General features: G+C 70.7%; 15 protein-coding genes. 6 read left to right on the plus strand and 9 right to left on the minus strand.

Annotated elements, in window-relative coordinates:
* Positions 1 to 3: 3 nt before the first annotated feature.
* From IPN03_20875 to IPN03_20885, 3 genes are all read right to left on the minus strand, one after another.
* On the minus strand, positions 4 to 1,110 hold the full coding sequence (locus IPN03_20875) for a hypothetical protein (protein MBK9376105.1): 1,107 nt from the start codon (positions 1,108 to 1,110) through the stop codon (positions 4 to 6).
* Between the two features lie 73 nt (positions 1,111 to 1,183).
* On the minus strand, positions 1,184 to 2,308 hold the full coding sequence (locus IPN03_20880) for a glycosyltransferase (GenBank protein MBK9376106.1): 1,125 nt from the start codon (positions 2,306 to 2,308) through the stop codon (positions 1,184 to 1,186).
* Positions 2,305 to 3,480 carry a class I SAM-dependent rRNA methyltransferase gene (locus IPN03_20885; GenBank protein MBK9376107.1) on the minus strand — a complete coding sequence of 392 codons (1,176 nt, stop codon included), beginning with the start codon at positions 3,478 to 3,480 and terminating at the stop codon, positions 2,305 to 2,307. Before IPN03_20885 ends, IPN03_20880 begins: the two co-directional genes overlap by 4 nt.
* 53 nt (positions 3,481 to 3,533) lie before the next feature.
* Between IPN03_20885 and IPN03_20890 the strand changes: the two genes are divergently transcribed.
* Entirely contained in the window at positions 3,534 to 4,685 is a 1,152-nt protein-coding gene (locus IPN03_20890) for a hypothetical protein (protein MBK9376108.1), read from the plus strand.
* Between the two features lie 35 nt (positions 4,686 to 4,720).
* Complete coding sequence (locus tag IPN03_20895) at positions 4,721 to 5,266, plus strand: hypothetical protein (protein MBK9376109.1); 546 nt, start codon at positions 4,721 to 4,723, stop codon at positions 5,264 to 5,266.
* 12 nt (positions 5,267 to 5,278) lie between these two features.
* On the opposite strand, the gene IPN03_20900 is transcribed toward IPN03_20895, so the two are convergent.
* The gene (locus tag IPN03_20900; GenBank protein MBK9376110.1) at positions 5,279 to 5,914 is read right to left on the minus strand and encodes an O-methyltransferase; all 636 of its coding nucleotides are present in this window, start codon (positions 5,912 to 5,914) and stop codon (positions 5,279 to 5,281) included.
* Between the two features lie 81 nt (positions 5,915 to 5,995).
* Between IPN03_20900 and IPN03_20905 the strand changes: the two genes are divergently transcribed.
* Both IPN03_20905 and IPN03_20910 read left to right on the plus strand, forming a co-directional pair.
* Positions 5,996 to 7,219, plus strand: coding sequence for a peptidase C1 (locus IPN03_20905; GenBank protein MBK9376111.1), 1,224 nt, complete (start codon positions 5,996 to 5,998; stop codon positions 7,217 to 7,219).
* Positions 7,220 to 7,388: 169 nt separating this feature from the next.
* The gene (locus IPN03_20910) at positions 7,389 to 8,882 is read left to right on the plus strand and encodes an AbgT family transporter (GenBank protein ID MBK9376112.1); all 1,494 of its coding nucleotides are present in this window, start codon (positions 7,389 to 7,391) and stop codon (positions 8,880 to 8,882) included.
* 15 nt (positions 8,883 to 8,897) lie between these two features.
* Here the strand turns inward: IPN03_20910 and IPN03_20915 are convergent, their stop codons facing one another.
* Together IPN03_20915 and IPN03_20920 are read right to left on the minus strand one after the other, a co-directional pair.
* Entirely contained in the window at positions 8,898 to 9,572 is a 675-nt protein-coding gene (locus tag IPN03_20915) for a M50 family metallopeptidase (protein ID MBK9376113.1), read from the minus strand.
* A gap of 2 nt (positions 9,573 to 9,574) precedes the next feature.
* A complete protein-coding gene (locus tag IPN03_20920) occupies positions 9,575 to 11,350 on the minus strand; it encodes a M1 family metallopeptidase (protein ID MBK9376114.1) in 1,776 nt (591 codons plus the stop codon).
* An 81-nt stretch (positions 11,351 to 11,431) separates the two neighbouring features.
* Here IPN03_20920 and IPN03_20925 point away from each other — a divergent pair, with 81 nt between their 5' ends.
* On the plus strand, positions 11,432 to 12,916 hold the full coding sequence (locus IPN03_20925; GenBank protein ID MBK9376115.1) for an MFS transporter: 1,485 nt from the start codon (positions 11,432 to 11,434) through the stop codon (positions 12,914 to 12,916).
* A gap of 57 nt (positions 12,917 to 12,973) precedes the next feature.
* On the opposite strand, the gene IPN03_20930 is transcribed toward IPN03_20925, so the two are convergent.
* Positions 12,974 to 13,513, minus strand: coding sequence for a rhodanese-like domain-containing protein (locus IPN03_20930; GenBank protein ID MBK9376116.1), 540 nt, complete (start codon positions 13,511 to 13,513; stop codon positions 12,974 to 12,976).
* A 96-nt stretch (positions 13,514 to 13,609) separates the two neighbouring features.
* Between IPN03_20930 and IPN03_20935 the strand changes: the two genes are divergently transcribed.
* The gene (locus tag IPN03_20935) at positions 13,610 to 14,350 is read left to right on the plus strand and encodes a hypothetical protein (GenBank protein ID MBK9376117.1); all 741 of its coding nucleotides are present in this window, start codon (positions 13,610 to 13,612) and stop codon (positions 14,348 to 14,350) included.
* Positions 14,351 to 14,414: 64 nt separating this feature from the next.
* On the opposite strand, the gene IPN03_20940 is transcribed toward IPN03_20935, so the two are convergent.
* Together IPN03_20940 and IPN03_20945 are read right to left on the minus strand one after the other, a co-directional pair.
* The gene (locus IPN03_20940; GenBank protein MBK9376118.1) at positions 14,415 to 15,239 is read right to left on the minus strand and encodes a DMT family transporter; all 825 of its coding nucleotides are present in this window, start codon (positions 15,237 to 15,239) and stop codon (positions 14,415 to 14,417) included.
* A 121-nt stretch (positions 15,240 to 15,360) separates the two neighbouring features.
* Positions 15,361 to 16,050, minus strand: coding sequence for a hypothetical protein (locus IPN03_20945; protein MBK9376119.1), 690 nt, complete (start codon positions 16,048 to 16,050; stop codon positions 15,361 to 15,363).
* Between the last annotated feature and the right edge of the window lie 10 nt (positions 16,051 to 16,060).

A 16,060-nucleotide genomic window follows, 5' to 3' on the forward strand; every position in this document is an offset into this window, starting at 1 on the left:
GACTCAGCCGGCTCCGCCCGAGTCAGAGCCCTGCGGCCCCGGGCCGCCCGGCCCGCCGCTTCCCTGCGGGCGGCCACCACCGCCACGACCACGGCGGCGTCGACGGCGGTTTCCGCCCTCGCGGCCCGCCCCGCCATCCGGCGGCGGCGGGGTACCCTCGGCCCGGGGCGCCTGGGGCCGGCTCTGGGGACGAGGCTCCAGGGGCCTCGGGGCACCCTGCTGGGGCGCGCCGCCGGCCTGCTCGGGCCTGGGACGGTCGTGCTGGGGACGATCGTCGCGGGGACGGTCTCCCCGCGGCCGGTCCCCGCGCGGCCGATCGCCCCTCGGACGCTCCCCCCGGGGCCTGTCGCCACGCGGGCGATCGCCCGACGGACGCGAACCACCCTGTTGCGGGGTGCCCTGCGGGGCTCCCGCCGGGCCCGGTGTGGCCTGGGGCGCGCCCGCCGCCGCGACCATCGCCTCGCCCTGTGCCGCGCCCTCGGGCCGTCCTCCCCGGCCGCGGCCACGTCGCCGCTTCTTCCCGCGCCCTTCGGCCTCCGGCGCCGGGCCCCTCTGCGGCTGGGCCGGAGCCGGAGCCTCGCCGCCACGCGAGCGTCCCTTGTCCCGGTGCGCCCTGCGGCGGGCATCCTCGGCCTCGCGCTGCCGGCGCTTCTCTTCCTTGCGCTTCTCTTCCTCGACCTTGCGGGCCGCCTCGCGCAGCGCCTCTTCCGCCCGCCAGGCGGTGTCGATCTCGTCCGCCTCGGCCTTCTCCTCCTCCGAGAGGACGGAGCGGAAGGCCACGACGATCTCGGAGCTTTCCGCCTGGGCACGGATCGCCTCGACGAGGCGCGCCCTCACGGGCGTGTGCGCCTCGTCGGCGACGAGGGGAACGGCGGCTCGTTCCGCAAGGACCATCCTCGTGAAGAAAACCTGCTTCTCTTCCTCCGGCTCGGCCCCCTTCACCGTCAGCACGTAGAAGTCGCGGTCATGGTCGAAGTCGTTCCCGACCATGCGGAAACGCGGCAGGGCCTCGTGCACGAGCTCGGCCAGCACTTCGAGGTACTTCTCTCCGAGCTCCCAGGTCTGCTCCATGGAGACGACCCGGTCCCGGAACATCTTCGGCATCGCCATTCGCGGTGGTCCTCGTCCGCGCGCATCGGGCGCACGGGGTCGCGAGGAGTCTAGCCGGTCCCTCCGGAACCCGTCAGGGTGCGATTCCGCCCAGAGAGAGGATCGTCCGCGCGTGCGCTTCGGGCGTGAAGCGTCGGCCGAGCGCGACGGCCCCCGCGCCGAGGCGTTCCGCGAGGCCCTCGCGGACGAACCGGAGCAGGGCCGCGGCGAGGGCACCCGCGTCGCCTGGCGGGACCAGGAGACCGGATATTCCATCTTCGACGACGACCGCGAGCCCGGGGACGTCCGACCCGATGACGGGACGGCCGTGCGACACGGCGTCGGCGGCGATCCCCGATCCGGTCGCGTGACGGTAGGGGCAGACGACGGCGTCGCACGCGTCGAAGAGGAGTCCACGCTCCTCGGCCGGGAGGAATCGAAGGAAGAGTCGGACCCCCGCCGGGACGGGACGGGACTCGAGACGCTTCGCCTCTCCCCACGGCTCTCCCGCGAGGAGGAGCACCGCGTCCGGAACCGCACGTCTCGTGGTCGCGAACGCCTCGAGAAGGACGTCCCACCCCTTGTACGGCCGCAGGAGTCCGCTGAAGAGGAACACCGGTGCGCCCTGCGGGAGGCCGAGGCGCGCCCGCGCCTCGCCCCTCGGGACGGGCAGAACCGGCTCCGACGGGTGGGGCACGAGAACGGCCCGGGCCTCGGGTACCTCGCAGCGCGCCGTCGCGAGGTCTCCGGCATTCTGGACGGCGAGGACGTCGGCCCTCCGGAGCGCGAGGCGGGCGAGCGCCCTTCGGGGCGCGCCCGCCTCGTGGTCGGCGAGGTTGTGGCAGAGGAGGACGCGGACCGCGTCCGGAACCTCGGCGCGGTGGGAGGCGAGGAAGAGGGCGAGGTGCGGCGCGAAGACCGACGTCCAGAATGCCGCCACGACGAGGCCCGCCCCCCGCTGGGCCGCGACCTCGGCCGCGCGCCGGAACGAGAGCGGGTCGAAGCCGTCGAGAAGCGCCGCGACCTCGAGGTCGGCCGGGAAGGCGCCGTCGCCGCGGTCCGCCTCGCCCGGATAGAGCGCGCGCGGGTACATCCGCGAGAAGGTGATGACGAGGGGCGGCTCGCCGAGACGAGTCATCGCCCGCGCGAGCCTCACCGTCTGGTCGGCGATGCCGCTCCGCCACGGCGGGACCGGCCCGATGAGGACGACCTTCGTCACCGCGAAAGGAGGAACGCCTTCAGGTACTCGGTCTCGGGGCAGTCGATCGAGACCGGGTGATCGGGCCCGGCGCCGCGCCGCTCGAGGATGCGCGCCGGCACCCCGGCGTCGAGCGAGGCGGCGAAGAGGACCTTCTGGAAGAGGTCCGTCGAGACGGGGCCCGAGCAGGAGCAGGCGAGGAGCAGGCCACCCGGCGCGAGGAGCTTCAGCGCGAGGCGGTTCACGTCCTTGTAGCCCCGGCAGGCGCGATCGACGTCGGGCGTCTTCTTCGCGAAGGCGGGCGGGTCGGTGACGACGACGTCCCACGACTCGCCCCGGGCCACGCGGGAGCGAAGGTCCTCGAACGCGTCCGCCGCGACCGTCTCGACGCGAGAGAGATCCTGCCCGTTGGCGACGTGGTTCTCGCGGGCGAGCGCGAGCGCCGGCTCGGAGACGTCGACGTGGGTCACGCGCGAGGCGCCGCCGGCCAGGGCGGCGACGCCGAAGGCTCCCGAGTAGGAGAAGAGGTTGAGGACGCTCCGCCCCGCGGCGAGACTCCGGACGAGGTGGCGGTTCTCCCTCTGGTCGAGGAAGAAGCCGGTCTTCTGTCCGCCCGCGAGGTCGGCGACGTAGGTGACACCCCTTTCCCGGAAGGGGACGCGACCAGGCGGGGGGGCTCCCGCCAGGAGCTCGTCCTCGAGAGGCAGGCCCTCGCCGTGGCGGCTCGCGAGGTCGTTGCTCTGGAGGATCGCCGTCTGCGGCAGCAGCTCCCGAAGGGCCGGCAGCCAGAGAGGCCGTGCCGCCTCCGTACCGGCCGTCGTCGCCTGCACGACGAGAACGTCCCCGTACCGGTCGACGACGAGACCTGGCAGGCCGTCTCCCTCGGCGTGGACGAGACGGTAGCCGTCCGTTTCCGCGGGTACGAAGCGTTCGCGGAGCCTCGCGGCGGCCTCCAGGCGCGCTCTCACGAACGCCGCGTCGATCGGCCCGTCGTCGAACCTCCAGATCCGGGCGGCGATCGAGGAGCGGGGGGAGGCGAACCCGCGGCCGAGGAGCGCGCCGGACGCGGCACGGACCTCGACCTCCTCCGCGGCAACTGACGGGTTCCCCGAAAGGGCGCGAGAGAAGACCCACGGGTGGCGGCGGCGGGCGGCGTCGTCGCGTCCCGGTCTGAGGAAGATCGGCTTCAGCATGCGATTCGCGAGTTTAGGCGGGAGGGGTTGGCCGGTGTACGCTTTCGGAGCCGATGGAGCTCGTCCTCGCCCTCCTCCTCGCGGTGGCCCTCGTCGCGCTCGCCACCACCTGGAGCGCCCTCCGCACGGAGCGTGCGCGGGTGCGCAGGTCCGAGACCCGACTCGCCCCGGCCCGTCCCGAATCCGCTCCCGCCCAGACGACGGCCGTTCCTGGGGAGCCGCATCCGGAGGGAAAAAACACCGCCGAGCCCCTCCCACCCCGACCCGGGCCTCCGTCACTCCGGGTCCTGCCGGTGAAGGGGTCCCTCTCGCTCGAGCGTCTCGCGGCGGCTCTCGAGCCTCCTGCCGCTCGCCTCGCGACGAGCATCGAGGGGTCGGAAGCGGCCCTCTCGGCCGCCGCGGAACGTCTCAGGACGCCGATCCCTCCTTCGGCACCCGTCCCCGAGCAGTGGGAAATCACCGCCCCCGAGCTCGATGCCGAGGGCGTCGAGAGAGCGCTCGCGACCGCGGAGCGGATCTCGGACGAGCGCTCTCGCCTCGCCGACGAGGTCCGAAGCCTCCGGTCCGCCCTCGAGCGCGTCGCCTCGCTCGACGGAGGGCTGGCCCGGGGCCTCACGGAGCTCTCGCGCAGCGCCGACGCCCTTCTTCCCTTCGCCTCGTCCCTTTCCGGCCTCGCTGACCGGGCCAACCTCCTCGGCCTGAACGTCTCGCTCCTCGCCGCCCGCGCCGGCGACGCCGGGGCGCCCTTCGAGGAAGCCGCAGCCGAGCTTCGCGGCCTCTTCGAGGAATCGCGGCGGCTCTCGCGAGAGCTCTCCGAGGCCGCACGCCGGACCAACGGCGGCGTGAGAAAGGTGGCGACGTTCGTCGAGGAGTCGGCGGGCGCCGCGGCCTCGGGACAGGAACGCGGGGGACTGGCTTGCGAACGCCTCGGGACGCTCGACGGCCTCTGCGAGCAGCTCGAACGCACGCTCACCGAATCGATCCGCTCGACCCGGGCCGCTTCCGACGAGGGGGCGATCCTCTCGCGGCGGCTCGAGGCCGCCCGCACCTCGCTCGAGGCCCGCGCCGCGGAGGCGGCCCGATTGCGCGCCGACGCGGAAGCCGCGCGCGCCGCGCTCCGGTCGACCGTCGAACGGATCGAGGCTCTGCGTCTCGACGGAGGGGCGCTGCACGCCGCCGTCGTCCGTGTCACGTCCACCGCTTGACACCGGGAAGGCACGTTCCCAGACTTCGAAGACCGATGCCGACCGACACGCTCTCTCCCGAAGTCGTCCTTTCCGAATGGCGCACCGGCAATCTCGAGGATCTCGTCGAGCTGGGAATCTCGGCCGCGAAGGCGGGTGAGTACGAGCGGGGACTCGTCTTCCTCGCAGAGGCCTATCGCCACGTGGGCAAGGACCAGCATCGCCTCTCGGGGCCGCTCCTCTCGTTCTACGGCCTCTGCCTCGCGCTCCACAGGGGACGCATCAAGGAGGCCGCCGAGTTCTGCTGGCTGGGCGTCGAGAAGGACCACTACAACCCCGACGTCTACCACAACATGGCGCGCGTCTGGGTGGCGGGACGGAGCCGTCGCAAGGCCGTGGAGGCGCTCGAGAAGGGCCTCGCGCTCGACCCGAAGCATCCCGGGCTGAGGCGCCTGATGACCGAAATGGGAATGCGGAAGGCACCCGTCATCCCGTTTCTCCATCGCGACAACCCTCTCAACGTCTCGCTCGGAAAGATGCGCAGGCGGCAGAGCGAAGCGAAGCCTCCCGGCGGTCCCGGCTCCTCCCGGACCTCGCGCTGAGGCGCCCGTCGGTCAGCGGATCCGGCGTGAGACCGAAACGCCGTCCCTGAGGGGCACGATGGTCGTCTCCAGGTCGGGGTGTGCGTAGCTGAGCCGGGTGAACTCCCGGATCGCGGCCGTCTCCGCGTCGTCTTCGCAGGATGGGAGGCGGAGGCGGCCGTCCCACAGGACGTTGTCCGTGACGAGGAGCCCCCCGATACCCAGGCGCGGCACCGCGCGCCGCAGGACGTCGGGATATCCCTCCTTGTCCACGTCGTTGAAGACGAGGTCGAACTCGCCCCCGGTCTCGTCGAGACGCGTCAGCGCATCGCCGACGAGCACCGTCACCCGTTCCGCCACGCCCGCCTCCGCGAGATTCCGGCGCGCCTCGGCGGCGTTCTCCTCCGAGCCGTCCGTGTAGAAGACGTGGCCGTCGGGCCCGACGGCCCGCGCGAGCCAGATGGTCGAATAGCCGATGGCGCTCCCGAGCTCGAAGACGCGCCGCGCCCCGGTCAGCCTCGCGTACTGGGCCAGGAGCCTTCCCACCGCCGGGCCGACGATCGGGATCCCGCGGCGCGCGGCGTCGGCCTCCATGCGCGCCAGGACCGCGTCCCGCGCTGGAAGGACCGAGAGGAGGTAGTCGTCGAGCCCTGCGAGGAGGATGGACATGCTCGCGAGTGTAGCCGCCCCTCACCGGTCGTTGCCCGCCGCGCCCGATCGCGCCAGACTCTCCCGGTCCGGAGGTTCGCCATGAAGCATTCCTCTCTCGTCATCCTGGCGGCGTCACTCGTCGCCACCCAGGCGGTCCACGCCCAGGAACGCCGCGACGGGGCCGTCTTCGCCGAGAAGAAGGACGCGAGGTACGACGCGATCAAGGCCGAGGTGCGGAAGAAGGAAGAGCCCGCGCCGAAGAAGCGGATGTGGGTCGACTTCTCCGCGGTCGACGCGCCGAGAGCCGTGTCGGAGTTCACGAAGGTCTGGCACCAGCCTCCCGTCTGCCAGGGGCTTTCGGGCATGTGCTGGTGCTTCTCGACGACGTCGTTTCTCGAGTCGGAGGCGTACCGGCTCACGAAGCGCGAGCTGCGGCTCTCGGTCCTCCACACGGTCTACTGGGAGCACGTCGAGAAGGCGAAGGGCTGGGTGAAGTCCCGCGGGGCTTCGGTCTACGGAGAGGGCTCACAGCCGGCAGCCGTCCTCCGGGCCCTCCGCAACCACGGCGCCCTCCCCGCCGAGGCCTACACGGGCCTCCCCGGGGGACGGAAGGAGCACGACCACGAGTCGACCCTCTACGCCGAGATCAAGGCCTACCTCGACGGCGTGAAGGCCGCGGGCGCCTGGAACGAGGAGGCCGTCGTCTCGACCGTCCGCGCGATCCTCGACCACCACCTCGGCGCGCCGCCCGAGACGGTCGTCGTCGACGGGCAGGCCCTGACGCCGAGGGAGTACCTCGCGAAGGTCGTCCGGCTCGACCCCGACGACTACGTCGGCTTCCTCTCCACGATGGAGAAGCCGTACTGGGAGAAGGCCGAGTACGAGGTCCCGGACAACTGGTGGCACGGGAAGGAGTACGTCAACGTCCCGCTCGACACGTTCCTCTCCGCCATCAAGGGCGCCCTTCGGAACGGCTTCTCGGTCGGCGTCGCGGGCGACATGTCCGAGCCGGGCTACTCCATCGGCCCTCCGGGAATCGCCGTCGTCCCGACGTGGGACATCCCCTCGGCGTACATCGACGAGGCGGCCCGGCAGTTCCGCTTCGGCAACGGCAGCACGACGGACGACCACGGCCTCCACGTGGTCGGCTGGCTGACGCGGGGCGGCAAGGACTGGTTCCTCGTGAAGGACTCCTGGTCGAGCTCCTGGAACAACGACCACCCCGGCTACTACTTCTTCCACGAGGACTACCTGAAGCTGAAGATGCTCGCCTTCGTCGTCCACAGGGACGCCGTGAAGGAGCTGCTGACCCGCGTGGGGTGAGGGGGGGGGGCCCCCGGGGGCGGGGCCGGGAATAGCCACTTCCGTCTCCGCGTTGAGACACAGTCCTCAGCGGCTCGACCGGAGGGGACCGAGGTGACGGGTGGCAAAGGGCAGGAAGGGCCGTGCAGCGGCTGGCGGCGGCGCGGCAGGGAGTGATCTCTTCTCTCGGATGCTCGGGATCGTGGAGAGGGCCGGGAACACCCTCCCCCACCCGGCGACGATCTTCCTCGTCCTTTCCATCGCCGTTCTCGTCGCCTCGGCGATCGCCTCGTGGGCCGGCGTCTCCGCGGTTCACCCCGGTACGGGCAAGACGATCGCCGTCGTGAACCTCCTCACCGTCGAGGGGCTCCACCAGATCCTGAACAAGGCCGTCACGAACTTCACCAGCTTCGCCCCCCTCGGGACGGTCCTCGTCGCCCTCCTCGGCATCGGCGTCGCCGAGGGGAGCGGCCTGCTCGGAACGCTCCTGCGCCTCCTCGTCCTCTCGGCGCCCCGACGGCTCCTCACGTTCGTCGTCGTCTTCGCGGGGGTCCTCTCCAACGCGGCGAGCGAGGTCGGCTACGTCCTTCTCATCCCGCTCGCGGGGGTCCTCTTCCTCGCCGCGGGACGGCACCCGATCGCCGGGATGGCCGCCGCCTTCGCGGGCGTTTCCGGCGGCTACAGCGCGAACCTCGTCCTCGGCACCATCGACCCGCTCCTCGCCGGCCTCACGCAGGAGGCCGCGCACATCGTCGACCCCACCTACTCCGTCAGCCCGGCTGCGAACTACTACTTTCTCGCCGTCTCGACGTTCCTCGTTGCGATCGCCGCCACGTGGGTCACCGAGAAGATCGTCGTGCCCCGGCTCGGGGCTTACACGGGCGCCGAGAAGGCCGACGGTGAGCTGCGCCCCCTCGCTGCCGCCGAGAAGAAGGGACTCCGCAACGCCGTCGCCGTCCTCGTCCTCTTCGGGGCCGTCGTCCTCTGGGGAATCATCCCGGAGGGAGGGTTCCTGCGCGACCTGAAGACGGGCGGGATCCTCCACTCGCCGCTTCTCACGGCCATCGTCCCGTTCATCTTCCTCGGCGGCGCGCTGGCGGGCGTCGCGTACGGCCTCGGAGCGGGGACGATGAAGAACGACGCCGACGTCATGAAGGCGATGTCGAAGTCGATGGAGACCCTCGGCTCGTACATGGTCCTCGTCTTCTTCGCCGCGCAGTTCGTCGCCTTCTTCAACTGGTCGCACCTCGGGCTGATCGGTGCCGTGAAAGGGGCCGAGGTGCTGAAGGCGACCGGCCTCGGCGGCATCCCGCTCATGCTCGGGTTCGTCGTCCTCGCCGCCGCGGTCAATCTCCTCATGGGGAGCGCGTCGGCCAAGTGGGCCGTCATGGCTCCCGTCTTCGTCCCGATGCTGATGCTCCTCGGCTACACGCCCGAGCTGACGCAGGCGGCCTACCGCGTCGGCGACAGCGTCACGAACGTCATCTCGCCGACGATGTCCTACTTCGCCCTCATCCTGGCGACGGTCCAGCGCTACGACCCGAAGGCCGGGCTGGGCACGCTCATCGCCACGATGCTCCCCTACACCCTGGTCCTGTTCCTGTCCTGGAGCCTGCTCCTCGTCGTCTGGATCGCCCTCGGCCTTCCCGTCGGCCCGGGCGCCGGGCTGCGGCTGCCGGGCTGACGCCAGAATAGAAAATCAAGACCTGACCCCAAGCCGTACGGCGCGCCAGGCGATGACGAGGGAGGCGCCGAGCCAGAGGACGCCCCAGGCGATCGACGGGATGCCGGTCAGGCGGGCGAGGGCGCCCGCGTCGCTCGCGGGGACGGAGCGGAGGATCAGGTCGGAGGCGATGTCCCACGGGGCGTAGAGGAGGCTCGTGACGCCGAGGAGACGGAGAACGAAGCTGGAGGCGCCCTCGGGAAGCCAGCGGGCCACGGCGAGGAGGAGCGCGCCCGCGACGAGGCCGTAGACGAAGCCGAAGCTGCTGCGGACGTAGAAGAGGGTCAGGGCGAGGAGCGCCAAGCCGAGGAGCGCCGCGACGGTCCGGTGCATTCGGGGTTTTCCGCGGACGCCGAGGACGAGGAACAGAGCCCCGAAGAGGGCGCTGCCGAGGTAGCCCGCCGAGGAGATGACGAAGGGCCAGCCCCCCGCGGTCGTGCAGAGCCCCCCCTCCCGCGGGGAGAGCTCGATCGAGACGATGCGCCCGCCGGTCAGGACCGCCGCGAGGCCGTGAGAGACCTCGTGGAGGAGGACGACGAAGAGCCGCAGCGGCCAGACGAAGATCGTCGACCAGAAGGCGTAGACGAGGAGCGCGAGCAGAAGCGGCACGAGGAGCCGCTTCCACCCGGGCCTGGAGACGGCCGCCGACACGCTCAGGCCGCGTACTTCTCGAGGACCCCCGAGACGACCCGACGCGAGAGGCCGTGGTACGTCGGGCTGGCTGCCGCGAAGATGTCGCGCGCCAGCGCCCGCGTCCGATCGGTGGCGCCGAGCGCCGTGTAGAGCGGCCTGAGGTACTTCATCCGCCCGACGCGCGAGAGGACCTCGCGGATCTTCCCGAATGCGGGCTCGTAGTCGCTCCCGGAGGCGATCACGAGCCACTCGACGAGGAGCTCGTAGTTCCCCTTCCCCGTCAGGCCGAACGCGGCGTCGAGGGCGGCGCAATCTGCGGCCGACATCTTCCGCGGCAGCTTCTGCAGGTAGACGAGCGTCTCCGACGGGCTCCAGCCGGCGATCTGCTCGCTCGACGGGCGGACGCCCTTCTCCCACCCTTCCGCGAGGGACGCCAGTGCCTCGGCCTTCTCCGACCGGAAGACCGGCGCGTTGGCGGGAAGCCCGGGCTCGTGGAGCCACGCATCGGCGTTCACCTTCGCGGCCGTGCCGGGGAGCTTCTGCTCGAGGAACGCGAAGAACTCCTCGGTCGTGATCGACTGGAAGCGGAACGTCTTCATGTAGTCGGCCAGGAAGGCGTCCCACGTGGCGCGCCCGACCGTCCGCTCGAGGAGGACGACGAGGCGCGCCCCCTTCTCGTACGGCACCGAGGAGAACGCGTCGTCGGGGTCGACCCCTTCGAGGTGCGTCCGGAGCTTCGTCAGCGGCGAGTCCGCGCCGAAGCGGGCGATGGAGTCCTCGAGCGCCTTCTGCCCGATGGCCCAGCCGAGCGTCGCGGCCTCCTCGCCGTGGATCGCCTCGAGGATCCGCCGCTCGGCCCACACCGTGAAGCCCTCGTTCAGCCAGAAGTGCTCGGCCGTCGCGTTCGTCACGAGGTTGCCGGTCCAGGAGTGGGCCAGCTCGTGCGCGACGACGTCGACGAGCGAGCGGTCTCCCGCCAGGAGCGTCGGCGTCAGGAACGTCATCCGCGGGTTCTCCATGCCCCCGTAGGGGAACGACGGCGGGAGGACGAGCATGTCGTAGCGGTCCCAGTCGTACGGGCCGAAGAGCCCCTCGGCCTTCACGATCATCTCCTCGACACCCGCGAACTCCCACGCCGCCTTCTCGACCGTCGCCGGCTCGGCCCAGACGCGGGCCCGCGGCGAGAGGTCGCGCGACTCGAGCTCACCGACGGCGAGGGCGAGGAGGTAGGTCGGGATCGCCTGCGGCATGTCGAAGAGGAAGGTCCGCGTTCCCTTCCCCGGGATCACTCCCGACGGGCCGGCCGACATGACGGCCGAGAGCGCCTCGGGGACGGTCACCTCCGCGTGGTACGTCACGCGGAAGCGGGCCGTGTCCTGGCACGGGACCATCGAACGGGCGTGGATCGCCTGGCACTGGCTGAAGAGGTACGGGTGCCTCTTCCCCTCGGTCTGCGCCGGGTCGAGCCACTGGAGGGCCGCGGCGTCCGGGGCCGTGTGATAGCGGACCAGAACCTCGGCCGTCCCCGGAGGAAGCTTCAGCCTCAGACGCCGGCCGAGAACCGGGTCCTCGGGCCCGAGGTCGAACAGGACTTCGCCGCCGCCGGACGCCGTGACGGCGACGATCGTCAACCCCTTCGTGTCGAGGTCCATCGGGCCGCCGGCCGGCGTAGCGAGCTCCAGTACGGCTCGCCCGTCGATCCGTTTCCTCCCGAAGTCCACCGCGAGGTGGAGTCGGAGGTGCTTCGTCCGGGGCTGGGCGTCGTCGGCGTAGGAGTGGGGGTCAACGAGGGCCATGGGGGTCCCCTTTCGCGATTCGCTCCGCCGCGGGGCGGGATCGGGCATTTTCACACCGGTTCGCCCCTATCATCCCTCCCCATGAGCGAAGCCAAGCCGGCCGGCCTCCTCCGGTCGTTTCCCAAGGTCTTCTGGGTCGCCAACGTCATGGAGCTCTTCGAGCGGGCGGCCTACTACGGACTCAACTCGGTCCTGGCCGTCTACCTGACGGCGAATACGGCGGACGGGGGGCTCGGCTTCGGCGAGAGCTCGGTCGGGTTCCTGCAGAGCCTCATCTACGCCTGCAACTACGTCGTTCCGATCCTCGGCGGGGCGCTCGCCGACCGCTACGGCTACCGGCGGATGCTCCTCGTCGCCTTCGCGATGCTCTCGACGGGCTATTTCGCCGCCGGCTACATGTCGGCGTACGCCGCGGTCTTCGCCGCGCTCCTCCTGATGGCGGCGGGAGGCGGCCTCTTCAAGCCGATCATCTCGGGGACGATCGCCCGCTCGACGAACGAGTCGAACTCGGGGTTCGGCTTCGGCATCTACTACTGGATGATCAACATCGGCGCGTTCCTGGCGCCGCTCGTCGTCTCGATCCTCAAGGGCTTCTCCTGGCGGTACGTCTTCCTCGCCTCGTCCGCCTACTGCGCCCTGATGTTCCTGCCGACGATCTTCGCCTACCAGGACCCGCCGCTCCCGGAGAACCGCAAGACGATCCGCGACGTCGCCCACAGCGCCGCGATGGTCCTCGGCGACGCCCGCTTCATGCTGATGATCGTCGTCTACTCGCTCTTCTGGATCCTCTACTTCCAGAACTTCGGGTCGGTCCTCTGGTTCCTCCGCGACTTCATCGACCCCGCCCCGATGAACGCCGTCTTCGCGTCGCTCGGCCTGCCGTTCAAGTTCGACGCCGAGTTCGTCACGGTGATCAACGGGGGGACGATCATCCTCCTCCAGGTCTTCGTCAGCCGGATCGTGAAGAACCTCAAGCCCCTGCCCACGATGCTCGGCGGCGTGGCCATCGGCGCCCTCGGATTCCTCTTCCTCGCCTTCGCCCAGAACGTCTGGCTCTTCATCGCCGGCATCGCCGTCTTCTCGATCGGAGAGATGACGGCCCACCCGAAGTACTACAGCTACGTCGGCCTCGTCGCCCCGCAGGACAAGAAGGCCGTCTACATGGGCTACGCGTTCCTCTACGGCGTCTTCGGAAGCCTCATCGGCTCCTCGCTCGGCGGCGCGCTCTACGGCGCGTGGCTCAAGCCGCTGGCCGGAACACCCGAAGGCATCGTCGCCTCGCGGAACTTCTGGCTCCTGTTCGTCCTCCTCGACGTCTTCGCCGTCGTCGGGCTCTTCTTCTACAACCGCGCGTTCGCCCACGACACGCCGGAGGCGACCGCGAAGGCCCGGACGATCATGATCGGCCTCTACAGCCTCTTCGTCGTCGTCGGCATCTTCTTCCTCTGGATGGCGCTCTTCGGCGGCGAGGACGTCTCGTACAAGACGCTCGTCCAGGCCTTCATCCTGACTCTCCTCGGCGTGGGCGGGGTCCTGATCAGCCGGAGCCGGACGACGGGGAAATAGTCGGCGGGGCCGTCGCGAAGGGGAGCCTCGCCCCCGCCCACGGACCAGACCGCGTGGCTACCTCGCCTTCGCCGTCGGTTCGAGCGGGAGCTTCGACTTCTTCACGTCGATGACCGGGCCGAGCTCCCAGACGTTCCGGTACCCGTAGTTGTAGAGCGCGATGAAGGTCGAGAGGTTGAGCGAAGCCGTCGGCAGCTTCGAGGGAAACGGCCCCTCGGCGCCGCGGAAGTTGTTGTTGCAGTAGATGAGGATCAGGGTCTCCTTGTCGGGGAGCGCCTTCTGCAGGCTCTCGACGGCGATGTCGGGGAAGCTGAGGTTGAGGGCACCCTTCACGTGGAGCTCGTCGAACTTCTCGCGGCTTCGCGCATCGAGGACGACCGTCCCCGCCTCACGGCTCACCCGGAGAAAGTCCTCCTCCGTCAGCCGCCGCGTCTCGCGGTAGATCGCGGCCTGCCTGGCGACCTTCAGATAGCCCCTCCATGTCGATGGCGGGATTGACGGGGGGGGGGGGGGGGGGGGGGGGGGGGGGGGGGGGGGGGGGGGGGGGGGGCTCTGCCTCCATCCGGATGACGGCACCGGCCCGCGGGCCGGGGACACTCCGCGGCCGAGAGTGGAAGGGGTGTGCGAGCCGACCCGGTCCGTGGCATCGTTGCCGATCGCGGCGGGCTTTCGCCCGCCCAAGGAGAAGTTGCGATGAAACGGATTTCCATCCTCCCGGCCGTTCTCCTTCTCGCCGTCGGCGCGTCCGCCCCCGCGGCCGACCTCGGGACGTTCCAGAAGGCCTTCTTCAGCTCCACGAAGCCCGGAAGCTGGGTGAAGTACGAGCAGACGTCGACCGATCCGAAGGGCAAGGTCCAGAAGACCGAGGTGACGATGTCCCGGCTCGGTGGTGACGGCGACAGCACCTGGTTCGAGATGCGCTCGGTCCCGATGGAAGGGACCAAGGGGAAGCCGACCACGTTGAAGTACCTTCTGAACACGGACTTCAAGGTCGAGAAGAACGCCCTCGACTACATGAAGTACGTCCAGACGATGATCATGCAGGAAGACGGCAAGGAGGCGATGGAGTACCCGGCCGACATGATGAGCCAGGTGGGGGCCTCCTTCGCGTCGTACGTCGACTACGGCGCGAACGTCACCGCGCTCGGCCCCTGCTCGGCCGACGGGAAGACCGGCGAGAAGTACCGGATACAGGGATCGTTCGACGTCAAGATCGTCATCGTCCGGATGAAGGGAACGACGGACTCCGAGCTCTGCATGAGCGAGTCGGTCCCCTTCGGCCGCCTCTACGAGAAGACCGTCACGACGAACGACAAGGGCAAGCCGATGGGGACGACGGAGATGCGCGTCCTCGACTCCGGGTCGGGCGCCGTGTCGGCGATCAAGGGACCGGTCAAGAAGGTCGAAATGCCCAAGATGCCCTGGGGGGGCTGAGGCTCTTCCGGACAGGAGTCGAGGGCGGCCACCTCGCTGGACGCCGCCCCGGCTCCCCGCCCGTTCAGGCCCGTCCGAACCCGACCAGGAGGACGATCCCCGCCGTCACGACGACGATCCCCGCGAGCACCCGCCCGGGGATCCGCTCCCGGCCGATGAGGAAGGCGAACGGAACGGAGAGAACGGGGGCGAGCGACGTGAGGGCCGCGGCGACGGCGAGGGGCGAGTGGGTCAGGCCGACGACGAAGAGCGCCGTCCCCCCCACGCTCTCCAGGAGAAAGAAGGGCCAGGAGCGTCGCATCTCGGCGGCCGGGACGAGGAGGGGCGTTCCGCGACCCCTCAGGAAGAGCCGGGCGAGCGGCATGAGGGCGATGGCAAAGCCCATCCGGAACGTGTTCACTCCCGCGACCGGCAGGTCCGCGCCGCCACGGGCGATGGCGAACGTGTTGAGGGCCCAGAAGAGAGAGGTCGCGGCCGCCAGGAGGACGCCGGTGGTGTGCCCGGAGTGCGCCCGGAATCCGCCTCCCGGCCGCTCCCCGTTCGTCGGCTCCACGCCGCGGCGCCTCACGACGGTGACGACACCCGCGACGACGAGGACGACGCCCAGGAGGCCCGCCGGGCCGACGCTCTGCCCCAGGAACGCCCAGCCCGCGACGGCCGACCAGAGCGGGTAGGTCGACGCGATCGCGAGCGCTGCCGGCACGCCCAGGAGCTGGGTGCTCGCCAGGAAGAGCGCGTCGCCGACCACGTAGCTCCCGACGACGCTGAGAACGAGCCACCCCGCCCGGCCCGCCGTCACCTGAGCCAGCCCCCCTTCCGGGCCCATCGCGAGCGCGGCCACGAGGAAGAACGGAAACGAGAGGCTCGCCCGCATGAAGTTGACGGCCATCGGGCTCGAGACGCGCGCCGCGCGGGAGTAGACGTTCGCGGAAAGAGCCCAGAGCGCAGCCGACCCGAGGCAGGCGGCAGGGCCGAGGAGAGGGGTGAAGCTCAGGACCGGGCTCCCGGGATCACGCGGGCACGGCGGTCGCGGTGGTCGCCGTCGTCGCGGCGGTGAGGGCCCGGTGACGGTCGACCCAGTACGCCCAGGCGACGAGGAGCCACTGTGCGTGGCCGGCCCACGCGATCGCCTCCACCCCTGGCGGCGTCGACCCGAAGAGGTTTGCCGCGTAGATCACGAGAAGGAACCCGACGAGGCTCCAGAGGGCGATGACGCCGGTCCGGTCGACGGCCCTCGTCTTGCGGAGATAGAGGGCGAGCCCGCCGCCGAAGATGGCGAGCTCGACGACGAGCGTGGCGGGCAGCGAGTCCCAGAGGCCGAGACCCACTTTCGTCGCGCTCCAGGGCGAGAGCGGCAGGTCGGGACGGTGGGTCAGCAGGTCGAGGAGCCAGTGGCTCACGACGGCCGCGAACATCGTGGCCGCTCCGGCGGCGGTGCGCCGCGCCAGCCAATGGACCATCGCGAAGAGAAACCCCCACAGCGCGACGGACAGGAGACCGTGTGAGATGGGGTAGGAGACGAAGTCGAGCGGCGTGACGCGGGTGATCCCGGGCCGGATCTCGACCCGCTCGAGACCGAGCAGCAGCAGCGTGGGCCAAAGGAGATCGACGAACTGCGACGCGAGAAAGAGCGTCCCCAGCGACGCACGGGGCGCAACCGCCTTCGCCGCGAATCCGACTCCGAAGTGGCCGACGAACATAGCGGGGCGG

The sequence above is a fragment of the Holophagales bacterium genome (assembly GCA_016719485.1).
GTDB lineage: Bacteria > Acidobacteriota > Thermoanaerobaculia > UBA5066 > UBA5066 > UBA5066.

What these genes read in the sequence shown, in the direction of transcription:
- IPN03_20920 (MBK9376114.1), bottom strand. Translation starts at nt 11,350, where the DNA reads ATGGCCCTCGTTGACCCCCACTCCTACGCCGACGACGCCCAGCCCCGG.
- IPN03_20875 (MBK9376105.1), bottom strand. Translation starts at nt 1,110, where the DNA reads ATGGCGATGCCGAAGATGTTCCGGGACCGGGTCGTCTCCATGGAGCAG.
- IPN03_20940 (MBK9376118.1), bottom strand. Translation starts at nt 15,239, where the DNA reads ATGGCCGTCAACTTCATGCGGGCGAGCCTCTCGTTTCCGTTCTTCCTC.
- IPN03_20890 (MBK9376108.1), top strand. Translation starts at nt 3,534, where the DNA reads ATGGAGCTCGTCCTCGCCCTCCTCCTCGCGGTGGCCCTCGTCGCGCTC.
- IPN03_20900 (MBK9376110.1), bottom strand. Translation starts at nt 5,914, where the DNA reads ATGTCCATCCTCCTCGCAGGGCTCGACGACTACCTCCTCTCGGTCCTT.
- IPN03_20925 (MBK9376115.1), top strand. Translation starts at nt 11,432, where the DNA reads ATGAGCGAAGCCAAGCCGGCCGGCCTCCTCCGGTCGTTTCCCAAGGTC.
- IPN03_20905 (MBK9376111.1), top strand. Translation starts at nt 5,996, where the DNA reads ATGAAGCATTCCTCTCTCGTCATCCTGGCGGCGTCACTCGTCGCCACC.
- IPN03_20945 (MBK9376119.1), bottom strand. Translation starts at nt 16,050, where the DNA reads ATGTTCGTCGGCCACTTCGGAGTCGGATTCGCGGCGAAGGCGGTTGCG.
- IPN03_20895 (MBK9376109.1), top strand. Translation starts at nt 4,721, where the DNA reads ATGCCGACCGACACGCTCTCTCCCGAAGTCGTCCTTTCCGAATGGCGC.
- IPN03_20935 (MBK9376117.1), top strand. Translation starts at nt 13,610, where the DNA reads ATGAAACGGATTTCCATCCTCCCGGCCGTTCTCCTTCTCGCCGTCGGC.
- IPN03_20885 (MBK9376107.1), bottom strand. Translation starts at nt 3,480, where the DNA reads ATGCTGAAGCCGATCTTCCTCAGACCGGGACGCGACGACGCCGCCCGC.
- IPN03_20910 (MBK9376112.1), top strand. Translation starts at nt 7,389, where the DNA reads ATGCTCGGGATCGTGGAGAGGGCCGGGAACACCCTCCCCCACCCGGCG.